Here is a 12,470-nt window from a genome sequence, read left to right on the forward strand (position 1 = left end):
TTTCGCATAAAAATTCAGGAGTAAAGGTATGGCACTTTGGGGCGGACGGTTCACTCAGGCGGCGGATCAGCGGTTCAAGCAACTCAACGATTCGCTGCGGTTCGATTATCGCCTGGCGGAGCAAGATATCGTGGGCTCGGTGGCCTGGTCGAAGGCGCTGGTGACCGTTAACGTGTTGACGGCAACGGAGCAACAGCAGCTGGAGCAGGCGCTGAATGCACTACTGACGGAAGTCCAGGCCGATCCTTTGGCGATAGTCCAAAGCGATGCCGAAGACATCCACAGCTGGGTGGAGCAGAAGCTGATCGAGAAGGTCGGCGATTTGGGCAAGAAGCTGCACACCGGCCGCAGCCGCAACGATCAGGTCGCGACCGATCTGAAGCTGTGGTGCAAACAGCAGATCGGCGATCTGCATCAGGCGATCGTCCAGCTGCAGCAGGCGCTGGTGGAGACCGCCGAAGCCAATCAGGATGCGGTGATGCCGGGGTATACCCACCTGCAACGCGCGCAGCCGGTGACTTTCGCGCACTGGTGCCTGGCCTATGTCGAGATGCTGGCGCGCGATGAGAGCCGACTGCAGGATACCCTGAAACGGCTGGACGTCAGCCCGCTGGGCAGCGGTGCGCTGGCCGGCACTGCGTATCCTATCGATCGCGAGCAACTGGCCGGCTGGCTGGGCTTTGCCTCGGCGACCCGCAACAGCCTGGACAGCGTATCCGATCGCGATCACGTGCTGGAGCTGCTGTCCAACGCCGCCATCAGCATGGTGCACCTGTCGCGCTTCGCCGAAGATCTGATCTTCTTCAACAGCGGCGAGGCGGCGTTTGTCGAGCTGTCTGACCGCGTGACCTCCGGCTCTTCGCTGATGCCGCAGAAGAAAAACCCGGACGCGCTGGAGCTGATCCGCGGCAAGTGCGGCCGCGTACAGGGCGCGCTGACCGGCATGATGATGACGCTGAAAGGCCTGCCGCTGGCGTACAACAAAGACATGCAGGAAGACAAAGAAGGGCTGTTCGACGCGCTCGACACCTGGATGGACTGCCTGCAGATGGCGGCGCTGGTGCTGGACGGCATTCAGGTGAAGCGCCCGCGCTGCCGGGAAGCGGCGGAGCAGGGTTATGCGAATGCTACTGAGCTGGCGGACTATCTGGTCGCCAAAGGCGTGCCGTTCCGCGAAGCGCACCATATCGTCGGTGAGGCGGTGGTAGAAGCCATTCGCCAGGGAAAACCGCTGGAAGCGCTGCCGCTGGCGGATTTGCAGCAGTTCAGCGCGACGATCGGCGACGACGTCTATCCGATCCTGGCGTTGCAATCCTGCCTGGACAAACGTGCGGCCAAAGGCGGCGTCGCGCCGCAGCAGGTGGCCGCGGCAATCGCCGCAGCGAAACAGCGTTTGGCTTGACGACGAGGGCGGCCTGGTGCCGCCCTTGAACCTTTACCCCGCCAGGCGTGCGCAGAGATAACGGTTTAGGCTCACGCCTTCTTCCATCGCGCCGATCGCCAGCCGGCGATGCTGTTCCGGCGTCATGCGCAGCACCAGTTTGCCGCTGAAATTTTTCTCCGCCAACGCCTGCGGCGGCGTTTCGCCTTGTGCCAGCATGTCGGCGATCGTTTCACTCACCACTTTCTCGATCCCCTCCAATGCGCCGGTACGCGTGGCGGCCAGCCAGGACAACGAGGGGAGTTCGGCGCACAGCCCGACATATTCACGATCTTCCGCTGACCAGGTGATGCGATAGGTATAGTGTTCATGCTTTTCCATGTTCTTCCTCCATTCTGGCTTCGCCCTCCATTTTAGTATTATTATTGATATCACTTCAATATCGAAGCATAAAAAATGAGCGCAGGAGGGCCGTGAGGCAAGAGGAGGGAGGAAAATCTGGAAAGCGCTGCGCAAAAAAACCGGGCCTGAAGGCCCGGTAGGTGTGAACGGAGAAGGAGGCGTTATTCGCCCGGACAGCGCTGACAGCGCTCGATTTCGGCCGTGCCGAGTTTGAGCTTCGCCTGCAGGTCGCGCAGCGCAGTGCGCAAGCCTTCTTCGATCACCGGATGATAGAACGGCATGTCCAGCATTTGATCGACGGTCATCTGCTGTTGGTGCGCCCAGGCTAACAGGTGCGCAATGTGTTCGGCGTCCGGGCCGATCATTTCCGCGCCGAGGAAACGGCCGGTGCCTTGCTCGCCGTAAACGTGCAGAACGCCCCTGTTGCGCAGCATCACCCGCGAGCGGCCCTGATTCTCAAACGAGACCTTGCCCACTTCAAAACAGCCGCAGGCGCTGAACTTCTCGCTCAGCTCGCGGAAGGTCGAGCCGACCATGGCGATCTGCGGATCGGAGAACACCACCGAAATCGCGCTGCGGCGCAGACCCGGATTGATCTCCGGGAAGCTGCCGGCATTGGCGCCGGCGATGCGCGCCTGATCGCTGGCCTCGTGCAGCAGCGGCAGCTGGTTGCTGGCGTCGCCGGCGATAAAGATATGCGGCACGCTGGTTTGCATCGTCAGGCGGTCGGCCAGCGGCACGCCTCGAGCGTCGAGCTGCAGGCCGGTGTTTTCGAGACCCAGCCGATCGACGTTGGGGCGGCGGCCGGTGGCGGCCAGCACGTAGTCCACCAGGATCTCCTGCGACTGGCCCTGCAGATCCTGATAGCGGATAAATACGCGGTCGCCTTCGCGCTGCATCATCTCCACTTTCACGTCGGCGTCGAGGTAGAATTCTTCCCCCAGCGTCTTCGCAGCGTAATCGCGCACGGCGCTGTCGGTCAGCGGCCCGACGGCGCCGCCGATGCCGAAGACCTTGGTGTCGACGCCGAGGCGGTGCAGCGCTTGCCCCAGCTCCAGCCCGATCACGCCGGGGCCGAATACCGCCACGGACTGCGGCAAGTCATCCCAGTTGAACAGATCGTCATTGACGATCAGGCGATCGCCCAGTTCATTCCACGGCGCCGGCCAGCTGGGGCGAGAGCCGGTGGCGATCACGATGCGCTGCGCCACGATGCGCGTATGGTCATCGACCTGCAGCGTGTTGTCGTCGATAAAGCGGGCATAGCCCTGAATTTTGTCGGCGGCCGGGATCTCGTCCACGCCTTCCAGCACGAAGCCGACGAAACGATCGCGTTCGCGTTTGACGCGCGCCATCACCTCGCGTCCGTCGATACGCGTTTTGCCGGTTGGGTGCACGCCAAAGCCCGGCGCACGTTCGATTTGATGCACCGCTTCGGCGGCGGCGATCAGTAATTTGGATGGCATGCAGCCAACGCGCGCACAGGTGGTGCCGTAAGGCCCGCCTTCAATCATCACCACGCTGGGGGTAGACAGTTTGGCCGCGCGATAGGCGCCGAGCCCTGCGGTGCCGCCGCCGATGACCGCGACATCAACGTTCAACAGTTTCATATCCGCTCCTGAAAGGTAAAAAAAGGGCGGGCCGTAGCCCGCCAAAGTTCACGTTGGCTTTGTTATTACTTATTAAGCTGACAGGAATGTTTCCAGATCGTCGCTGCCGCCGATGTGACGGCCGCCGATGAAGACCTGCGGCACCGTGGCGCGGCCGCTGACGGCGCGCAGGCTGACGGTGGTGGCGTCTTTGCCCAGCACGATCTCTTCATACTGAATGCCGCGCTCTTGCAGCATCTGCTTGGCTTTGGCGCAGAATGGGCAGCCCGGTTTGGTGAACAGGGAGACCGATTCCTGCACTTTGAATTCCGGCGCCAGGTATTTCAGCATGGTGTCGGCGTCGGACACTTCAAACGGGTCGCCCGGCTTGTTCGGCTCGACAAACATTTTCTCGACCACGCCGTTGCGTACCAGCATCGAGTAGCGCCATGAGCGAGGGCCAAAGCCCAGATCCGCTTTCTCGACCAGCATGTTCATGCCTTTGGTGAATTCACCGTTGCCGTCCGGCACGAAGGTGATGTTTTCCGCATGTTGGTCGGCTTTCCAGGCGTTCATGACGAAGGTGTCGTTCACGGAGACGCAAAGAATGCTGTCGACGCCGTGCTGCTTGAATACGCTGGACAGTTCGTTGTAGCGCGGCAGGTGGCTCGAAGAACAGGTCGGCGTGAACGCGCCCGGCAGCGAGAAAACAATGACGGTTTTGTTTTTGAACAGGTCATCAGTGGTCACATCAATCCATTGGTCGCCCTGACGGGTGTGGAAAGTAACCTGAGGAACTTTCTTGCCTTCTTGACTGGTAAACATTGATTAACCCCTTAATTAGGAAAAGTAATTTTTAGCATTTAGCGCGATATCGCTTCGTTGGGACACATTATTGTCGCTGGGGCTTGATAGATCTAATCGCTCATTGCTATCTTATCTATCGCCATGAGCTATCATGGAATGGAGGGAAACAATGAATATTCGTGATTTAGAGTATCTGGTCGCCTTGGCCGAGCACCGGCACTTCCGCCGCGCGGCCGATTCATGCCATGTAAGCCAACCCACGCTGAGCGGGCAGATCCGCAAGCTGGAAGACGAGTTGGGCGTCATGCTGCTCGAACGCACCAGCCGCAAGGTGCTGTTCACTCAGGCGGGTCTGTTGCTGGTGGAGCAGGCGCGTACCGTGCTGCGAGAAGTGAAAGTATTGAAGGAGATGGCCAGCCAGCAGGGCGAAGCCATGTCCGGACCGTTGCACATCGGCCTGATCCCGACCGTGGGGCCTTATCTGCTGCCGCAGATCATCCCGACGCTGCACAAAACGTTCCCGAAACTGGAAATGTACCTGCATGAAGCGCAAACCCACCAACTGCTGGCGCAACTCGACAGCGGCAAACTGGACTGCGCCATTCTGGCACTGGTGAAGGAAACCGAGGCGTTTATCGAAGTGCCTTTGTTCGATGAACCGATGAAGCTGGCAGTGTACTCCGATCACCCGTGGGCGCAGCGCGAGCGCGTACCGATGCCGGATTTGGCGGGTGAGAAACTGCTGATGCTGGAGGATGGCCACTGCCTGCGCGATCAGGCGATGGGCTTCTGCTTCCAGGCGGGCGCGGACGAAGATACCCACTTCCGCGCCACCAGTCTGGAAACGCTGCGCAATATGGTCGCGGCCGGCAGCGGCATTACCCTGCTGCCGTCACTGGCGGTGCCGCCGCAGCGCGAACGCGACGGCGTCTGCTATCTGGATTGCTACAAGCCGGAGCCGAAGCGCACCATCGCGCTGGTGTACCGCCCCGGCTCCCCTTTGCGCAGCCGTTATGAGCAACTGGCCGAGGCGATCCGCGAACACATGCAGGGCTACATCGACAGCGCGTTAAAACAGGCGGTTTAAGCCGTTAAGCGCCGCCACCCGGTAGGCTTCGGCCATGGTCGGATAGTTGAAGGTCGTATTAACGAAATACTCGATAGTATTGCCTTCACCTTTCTGTTCCATGATCGCCTGGCCGATGTGGATGATCTCCGCCGCACGCTCGCCGAAGCAGTGGATCCCAAGGATCTGCAGGGTGTCGCGATGGAACAGGATCTTCAGGCTGCCGACGTTCATCCCGGCTATCTGCGCGCGCGCCAGATGCTTGAATTGGGCGCGGCCCACTTCATACGGCACCTTCATCGCGGTCAGTTCCTGCTCGGTTTTGCCGACGGAGCTGATTTCCGGAATGGTGTAGATGCCGGTCGGGATATCTTCGATTAAGTGACCGCTGGCTTCGCCGGAGGCGATCGCTTGCGCGGCGATGCGGCCCTGATCGTAGGCGGCGGAAGCCAGGCTCGGATAGCCGATCACGTCACCGACCGCATAAATGTGCGACAGCGCGGTTTGATACATGCTGTTCACTTTCAGCAGCCCGCGGCTGTCCGACTCCAGGCCGACGTTCTCCAACCCCAGCGAATCCGTGTTGCCGGTACGGCCGTTGGCGTACAGCAGGCAGTCCGCTTTCACCTTCTTGCCGGACTTCAGGTGCACGATCACGCCGTCTTCGGTGCCTTCGATCTTCTCGAATTCTTCGTTGTGGCGGATCACCACGCCGTTATTCCAGAAGTGGTAAGAGAGCGAATCCGACATCTCCTGATCGAGGAACGCCAGCAGGCGATCGCGGGTGTTGATCAGATCGACCTTGACGTTCAGGCCGCGGAAGATGGACGCATACTCGCAGCCGATCACCCCGGCGCCGTAAATGATCACGTGGCGCGGCTCATGGCTCAGCTCGAGAATGGAATCGCTGTCGTAGATGCGCGGATGGTTGAAATCGACGCTGGCCGGATGGTAAGGGCGCGAGCCGCAGGCGATCACGATGTGATCGGCGCGGATGGTGTCCTGGGTGCCGTCCATGTAGCTGACGCTGACGGTGTTGGCGTCGATGAAGCGCGCGTCGCCGGCGAACAGTTTGCACTGGTTCCGCTCATAGAACCCTTGGCGCATGCGGGTCTGCTGGCTGATGACGTTATCGGCGTGGCGTAAAATGTCAGGGAAGGTCGCGCTGAGCGTGCGCGAATTGTTGTAAAGCGGGTTCTGGTTGAATTCGATAATACGGCTGACGGCGTGGCGGAGGGCTTTGGAGGGGATGGTGCCCCAATGGGTACATCCGCCGCCTACGTTATTGTACCGTTCGATAACGGCCACGCGGGCGCCTTGTTTCACCAGCCCCATGGCGGCACCTTCACCACCAGGGCCCGAGCCAATCACAATGGCATCAAATTGATAGTGCTGTTGCATGTAGGAGAGACCTGTTTTTTTATACAAGATTACAACGGTATCTTAACATCATAGCGCTGCTCACCCAATCACCATTAGGCTTTTTGAGTCAAAGCACAATCGGCTCAGGGTGGAAGTGTGATAGAGCGCGTTAGTATAAATGCTGTTGCAATAAAATTTGCTATATTGCCGAGTCTAGGGCGTTAGACTGAGAAAATGGAACCTATCCGGATATGCATATGGGCGTCAGAGCACAACAAAAAGAACGGACTCGTCGTTCCCTGATCGAAGCCGCTTTCAGCCAGCTGAGCGCCGAACGCAGCTTCGCCAGTCTGAGCCTGCGGGAAGTTTCACGCGAGGCGGGCATCGCGCCCACGTCGTTTTATCGCCATTTCCGCGATGTGGACGAGTTGGGGCTGACCATGGTGGACGAAAGCGGTCTGATGCTGCGTCAGTTGATGCGCCAGGCGCGCCAACGCATCGCCAAAGGCGGCAGCGTGATCCGCACTTCGGTGTCCACCTTTATGGAATTTATCGGCAACAACCCGAACGCCTTCCGCCTGCTGCTGCGCGAGCGCTCCGGCACATCGGCAGCGTTCCGTGCGGCAGTGGCGCGCGAGATCCAGCATTTCATCGCCGAACTGGCGGATTACCTTGAGTTGGAAAATCACATGCCGCGCAGCTTTACCGAAGCGCAGGCCGAAGCGATGGTCACCATCGTGTTCAGCGCCGGCGCGGAAGCGCTGGATATCGACGCCGAGCAGCGGCAGCAGCTGGAAGAACGGTTGGTGCTGCAACTGCGGATGATCTCCAAAGGGGCGTATTACTGGTATCGTCGCGAACAAGAAAAAGCTTCTGTGTCCCACGTATAAAAAAGGTAAAAAATGATGGAAAAACCAGGCCGTGAAAATGGCACCTTACTGCTGGCGTTGATTGCCGGCCTTTCGATCAACGGTTCCTTTGCCGCGCTGTTCAGCTCGGTGGTGCCGTTTTCGATCTTCCCGCTGATCGCGTTGGTGCTGGCGGTGTACTGCCTGCATCAGCGTTACCTGAACCGCGCCATGCCGGACGGCATGCCGAAGCTGGCGGCGGCCTGTTTCCTGCTGGGGCTGCTGTTGTACAGCGCCATCGTGCGCGCCGAGTACCCGCAGATCGGCTCCAACTTCCTGCCGTCGGTGCTCTGCGTGGCGCTGGTGCTGTGGATTGGGGTCAAACTGAAGGCGCGCAAGGCGCCGGATGCGCCGACGCAAGGATCGTAATGAAACGGGGCGCCATCATGGCGCCCCTGTCATATCAGCGGTGCTTTTCCAGCAACACGCCGCATTCCATGTGATGGGTATATGGGAACTGATCGAACAGCGCCAGACGGCTGACCCGGTGGGTGGCCTGCAGCGTTTCCAGGTTGGCGCACAGCGTTTCCGGATTGCAGGAAATATACAGAATGCGCGGGTAAGCCTGCACCATCTTCACCGTTTCATCGTCCAGCCCGCTGCGCGGCGGATCGACGAAAATCGTCTCGCAGTTGTAGCCGCTCAGATCGATGCCTTTCAACCGGTTGAATTCGCGTACTCCGTTCATCGCCTGAGTGAAGTCTTCCGCCGCCATGCGGATGATCTGCACGTTGTCGATATGGTTGGCGGCGATGTTGTATTGCGCCGCCGCCACCGACGGCTTGGCGATCTCGGTCGCCAGCACGCGCTCGAAATTGCGCGCCAGCGCCAGCGAGAAGTTGCCGTTGCCGCAGTACAGCTCCAGCAAATCGCCTTTGGAACCGGCGGTGACCGCCAACGCCCACTCCAGCATCTGCACGTTCATGGCCGCGTTGGGCTGAGTGAAGCTGTTTTCCACCTGGCGATAAATCATGTCGCGGCCGGCGACCGGCAGCACTTCGTCAACATAATCCTGGTCGAGCATGATCTTGGTCTTCGACGCCCGGCCGATCAGCTGCAGGTCGAAACCCTGCGCGCGCAGCTCGTCGCGCAACTGCTCGGCGCGCTGTTGCCAAACGTCATCCAGCTTGCGGTGATACAGCAGCGAAGCGATGATTTTGCCGCTTCGCGTCGACAGATAATCTATCTGGAACAGCTTGTGGCGCAGGATCGGCTCGGGTTTCAGCGCGGCGATCAGGGCGGTCATCAGGCGGTTGATCAGCTCGCTGGCCGCCGGGAACTGATCGACGCGAATACGCTGCTTGGTCTGCTGATCGAACATGATGTGATACATGTCTTCCGCGTCGTGCCAGATGCGGAATTCGGCGCGCATGCGGTAGTGGTCGACTGGCGAGCGGAACACTTCCGGCTCGGGCGCCGCGAACGGTGACATCAACGTCTTCAGGCGGGCGACTTTCTCCGCCAGTTGGTCATCGTAACGTTCAATAGGCAAATTCTCGGGCGTCATGTGTGTCTTCTCGTCAGGCAAATTTGATCAGCGGGGATTGTAGGGAATCAGCCCGTGAAGTCCAGTTTTGTCGCGTTTATTATTTGTAACATTAATGGCAGTCTAGACATCTATTTGCATTGATCGTAGCATTGCCGTCCGGCCTCAAGCAGCGAGTGAAAAGGGAATCCGGTGTGAATCCGGAGCTGACGCGCAGCGGTAAGGGGAAGTCACGGCGATAGCGTTTCGACGCAGACACTGTCCACTGCAGGATGGGAAGTCATCGCCCGTTGCCGGTCGCGCCCTGCGGCCTGCAAATCCCAAGCCCGAAGACCTGCCGGTGTTACGTCGCAATGTCCGTGGCCGTCGCGAACTACCGGCCATGATCCTGCGGCATCCGCCAATTAAGTTTGGATGCTTTTCTCATGACAATTACAAAAAATACGCTGCTGGCGGTGGTCTCTTCCGTCACGGCTTTTTCTGGATGGGCGCAAGACAACACCACAGCCACGAATGGCGATAACCTGGTGGTTACCGCCAACCGTTTCCCGCAGCCGGTTTCTTCCGTGCTGGCTTCTACGTCGATCGTGACTAAAGATGATATTGATCGTTGGCAGTCCAAAAATCTTTTAGAGGTGATGCGGCGACTGCCCGGCGTTGATATTGCTCAAACGGGGGGGTTGGGACAAAGCGCCTCTTTGTATGTCAGAGGTTCAGAGGCGCGCCATACTTTAGTGCTCATAGATGGTGTCCCAATCGCGAAACCTGGTATTACAGGCGTGGCGGATTTTAACCAAATACCTATCTCGTTAGTGCAACGTATTGAATTTATCCGTGGACCTCGCTCCGCAGTATATGGTGCCGATGCTATTGGGGGGGTCATTAACATCATTACACAGACGGATGCAGATAGAGCAAATCTGACGGCTGGATTGGGTTCCAACCGTTATCAGGAATACAGTGGTAGTTTCCAACGCAAGGTGAACGACAATACTCGTGTCACGGTAGCAGGAGCCTTTCAGGACAGCAAAGGCTACAACATCCAACCTAACTCGACATATAGCGTAGATAGCGATCGTGACGGTTGGGGTAACAAATCGTTCTGGGCTGGTATTGAGCATAAGTTTAGTGAACAGGTGTCTGGCTTTGTCCGTGGTTATGGCTATGGAGCAAGTAGTGACTACGATGCGGGGTCTGCAGGAAGCCCTGATGAACAGCAGATCTATAATCATACCTATGACGGTGGACTCCGCTATCAGCAAGACAGTTTTGCCTCCCAGATCGTCGCCAGCTACCAGAAATATAAGACACTTAATTATCTCAGTACGGAAGGCCGCTATGCCGATAGTAATTCCCTGGATGACATGGAGCAGCGTAATGTGCAATGGGGTAATACGTTAGCACTGGGACATGGGATGGTGAGTGCAGGCCTTGACTGGAAGCAACAAAAACTGGTTTCCACGGGTCTTGGTTATGACTCTGTAACTTATTTGCCTTATCGAGCGGGTGATAATTACAAACAGGATAATACTGGGGCATATGTTACTGCCCAGCAGCAGTTCGATACCATCACTGTAGAAGGTGCGCTTCGTGGCGATGATAACGAGGATTTTGGTACGCATGGCACATGGCAAACGGCTATTGCTTGGGAGTTCATCCCTGAATATCGTCTAGGTATCTCTTATGGGACGGCTTTCCAGGCGCCTACGTTAGGTCAGCTATATGGCCAGAGGCGTTTTGGTATCGCCTCAAATGAACATTTGAAGCCTGAAGAGTCGAAGCAGTGGGAAGCCAGTTTGGAAGCTACCTCTGGACCATTGCACTGGCGGTTGGCTGCTTACCACAATAAAACTAGCAACCTGATTGACTATTACTATAACACTTTGACGTCATCGGGCGCCTACTACAATATTAAGGCCGCCACTATGAAAGGTCTTGAATGGAGTGGGGATTTTGATACCGGGATTTTCAATCATCAGATTACGCTCGGTTATCTTGATGCTCGCCGGGATGAAGATAATGAAGTGCTGGCTCGTCGTGCCAAACAACAGGCTAAATATCAGTTGAGCTGGGTAATGTATGACTTTGATTTTGATGTTAGCTATCAGTATTTCGGTAAGCGCTTCGATAACAACACCAGTATCTATAATACGGAACAGCGTCGTTTACCGAGTTATAGCACTGTTGATCTCGCAGTTTCGTATCCGGTCACATCTCATCTGACAGTTCGTGGTAGAATTGCCAACCTGTTTGATAAAGATTATGAGACGGCCTATGGCTACGCTACTCCAGGAAGAGAATACTACCTCACTGGAAGCTATACCTTCTAACAGCACCGCCACACCTCGCCCGACGGTGCTGGTTTTCGATTCCGGCGTCGGCGGGCTGTCGGTGTATCAGGAGATTCGGCAGTTGCTGCCGGATCTCCACTATATATACGCGTTCGACAACGTGGCGTTCCCCTACGGCGAGAAGTCCGAAGAGTTTATCGTTGAGCGCGTGCTGGAGATTGTCGGCGCGGTGCAGCAGCGTCATCCTCTGGCGATTGTCGTCATCGCCTGCAACACCGCCAGCACGGTCTCCTTGCCGGCCCTGCGCGAGCGCTTCAGTTTCCCTGTCGTGGGCGTGGTGCCCGCCATCAAACCGGCCGCCCGTCTTACCGTTAACGGCATTGTCGGCCTGTTGGCGACCCGCGGCACCGTACAGCGCAGCTACACCCACGAACTGATTTCCCGTTTCGCCACCGACTGCAAGATTGAGTTGCTGGGCTCTTCTGAACTGGTGGAGCTGGCGGAAGCCAAGCTGCATGGCGAAGCCGTGCCGCTGCCGGTGCTGAAGAAGATCCTGCATCCGTGGCTGAGCATGCGCGAGCCGCCGGATACGGTCGTGCTGGGCTGCACCCATTTCCCTCTATTAGCTGAAGAGCTGATGCAGGTGTTGCCGGAAGGCACCCGGCTGGTGGATTCCGGCGCGGCGATTGCCCGTCGCACCGCCTGGCTCATCTCTACGCAGGAAAACCTGGTCTCGAGCCAGGAAGAGAATCTGGCGTATTGCATGGCGTTAAATGAAGATACTGACGCTTTATTGCCCGTTTTGCAGGGCTACGGCTTTAAATCGTTGAAAAAACTGCCGCTTTAACGGTGTTTTGGTTAAACATTCAACGGTCGGAAAAAATATTGAAAATAGGGGTTGCGGCCTGCCGAGAACTCCCTATAATGCGCCTCCACTGACCGGGAACAACGACTGACAAGCCGCCGGGTCAGCGAGAGGAAAGCGAAATAAACGCTTGACTCTCAGGGCGAAAAGCGTAATATACGCAGCCCGCGCCGATGAGTTTCTCGGCACTGCTCTTTAACAATTTATCAGACAATCTGTGTGGGCACTCCACAAGACGATATCCAGCATCTTCGGATGCAAAAAAATATCAAGTCTTGAAGAGTGACTAACTGAAGTAAAATTCATGCAGTAA

11 protein-coding genes and 1 riboswitch are annotated in these 12,470 nt (G+C 57.5%); of the genes, 6 read left to right on the forward strand and 5 right to left on the reverse strand.

Annotated features, from left to right (window positions below):
* Window positions 1–28 precede the first annotated feature (28 nt).
* Window positions 29–1,402, forward strand: coding sequence for an argininosuccinate lyase (gene argH / locus ACSBQV_RS22865; RefSeq protein WP_004931059.1), 1,374 nt, complete (start codon window positions 29–31; stop codon window positions 1,400–1,402).
* Between the two features lie 33 nt (window positions 1,403–1,435).
* Here argH and ACSBQV_RS22870 read toward each other — a convergent pair whose 3' ends face one another.
* The 3 genes from ACSBQV_RS22870 to ACSBQV_RS22880 all read right to left on the reverse strand — a co-directional run bounded on the left by ACSBQV_RS22870 (window position 1,436) and on the right by ACSBQV_RS22880 (window position 4,197).
* Window positions 1,436–1,762, reverse strand: coding sequence for a type II toxin-antitoxin system HicB family antitoxin (locus ACSBQV_RS22870; RefSeq protein ID WP_099784692.1), 327 nt, complete (start codon window positions 1,760–1,762; stop codon window positions 1,436–1,438).
* 182 nt (window positions 1,763–1,944) lie between these two features.
* Entirely contained in the window at window positions 1,945–3,393 is a 1,449-nt protein-coding gene (locus ACSBQV_RS22875; RefSeq protein ID WP_099784690.1) for a dihydrolipoyl dehydrogenase, read from the reverse strand.
* 72 nt (window positions 3,394–3,465) lie between these two features.
* The gene (locus ACSBQV_RS22880) at window positions 3,466–4,197 is read right to left on the reverse strand and encodes a glutathione peroxidase (RefSeq protein WP_015379403.1); all 732 of its coding nucleotides are present in this window, start codon (window positions 4,195–4,197) and stop codon (window positions 3,466–3,468) included.
* A 151-nt stretch (window positions 4,198–4,348) separates the two neighbouring features.
* On the opposite strand from ACSBQV_RS22880, the gene oxyR reads away from it, so the two are divergent.
* A complete protein-coding gene (gene oxyR / locus ACSBQV_RS22885) occupies window positions 4,349–5,266 on the forward strand; it encodes a DNA-binding transcriptional regulator OxyR (protein ID WP_033652202.1) in 918 nt (305 codons plus the stop codon).
* On the opposite strand, the gene sthA is transcribed toward oxyR, so the two are convergent.
* Window positions 5,249–6,646: a Si-specific NAD(P)(+) transhydrogenase gene (gene sthA, locus ACSBQV_RS22890; RefSeq protein WP_004931047.1), complete on the reverse strand. Its 1,398-nt coding sequence runs from the start codon at window positions 6,644–6,646 to the stop codon at window positions 5,249–5,251. The genes oxyR and sthA overlap by 18 nt on opposite strands.
* A gap of 218 nt (window positions 6,647–6,864) precedes the next feature.
* Between sthA and fabR the strand changes: the two genes are divergently transcribed.
* Window positions 6,865–7,497, forward strand: coding sequence for an HTH-type transcriptional repressor FabR (gene fabR, locus ACSBQV_RS22895; RefSeq protein ID WP_073534618.1), 633 nt, complete (start codon window positions 6,865–6,867; stop codon window positions 7,495–7,497).
* A 15-nt stretch (window positions 7,498–7,512) separates the two neighbouring features.
* A complete protein-coding gene (locus ACSBQV_RS22900) occupies window positions 7,513–7,884 on the forward strand; it encodes a YijD family membrane protein (RefSeq protein WP_099784688.1) in 372 nt (123 codons plus the stop codon).
* 34 nt (window positions 7,885–7,918) lie between these two features.
* Here ACSBQV_RS22900 and trmA read toward each other — a convergent pair whose 3' ends face one another.
* Window positions 7,919–9,022, reverse strand: a complete 1,104-nt coding sequence (trmA, locus tag ACSBQV_RS22905) for a tRNA (uridine(54)-C5)-methyltransferase TrmA (RefSeq protein ID WP_047025843.1) — start codon at window positions 9,020–9,022, stop codon at window positions 7,919–7,921.
* A gap of 122 nt (window positions 9,023–9,144) precedes the next feature.
* Window positions 9,145–9,357: riboswitch (cobalamin riboswitch) on the forward strand.
* A gap of 69 nt (window positions 9,358–9,426) precedes the next feature.
* On the opposite strand from trmA, the gene btuB reads away from it, so the two are divergent.
* Both btuB and murI read left to right on the forward strand, forming a co-directional pair.
* Window positions 9,427–11,331, forward strand: a complete 1,905-nt coding sequence (gene btuB, locus ACSBQV_RS22910; protein WP_099784684.1) for a TonB-dependent vitamin B12 receptor BtuB — start codon at window positions 9,427–9,429, stop codon at window positions 11,329–11,331.
* The gene (murI, locus tag ACSBQV_RS22915; protein WP_025921004.1) at window positions 11,276–12,139 is read left to right on the forward strand and encodes a glutamate racemase; all 864 of its coding nucleotides are present in this window, start codon (window positions 11,276–11,278) and stop codon (window positions 12,137–12,139) included. The genes btuB and murI overlap by 56 nt, the downstream gene beginning before the upstream one ends.
* Window positions 12,140–12,470 lie beyond the last annotated feature (331 nt).

Source organism: Serratia sp. B501 (genome assembly GCF_051172315.1).
In the GTDB taxonomy this organism is placed as follows: domain Bacteria; phylum Pseudomonadota; class Gammaproteobacteria; order Enterobacterales; family Enterobacteriaceae; genus Serratia; species Serratia ureilytica.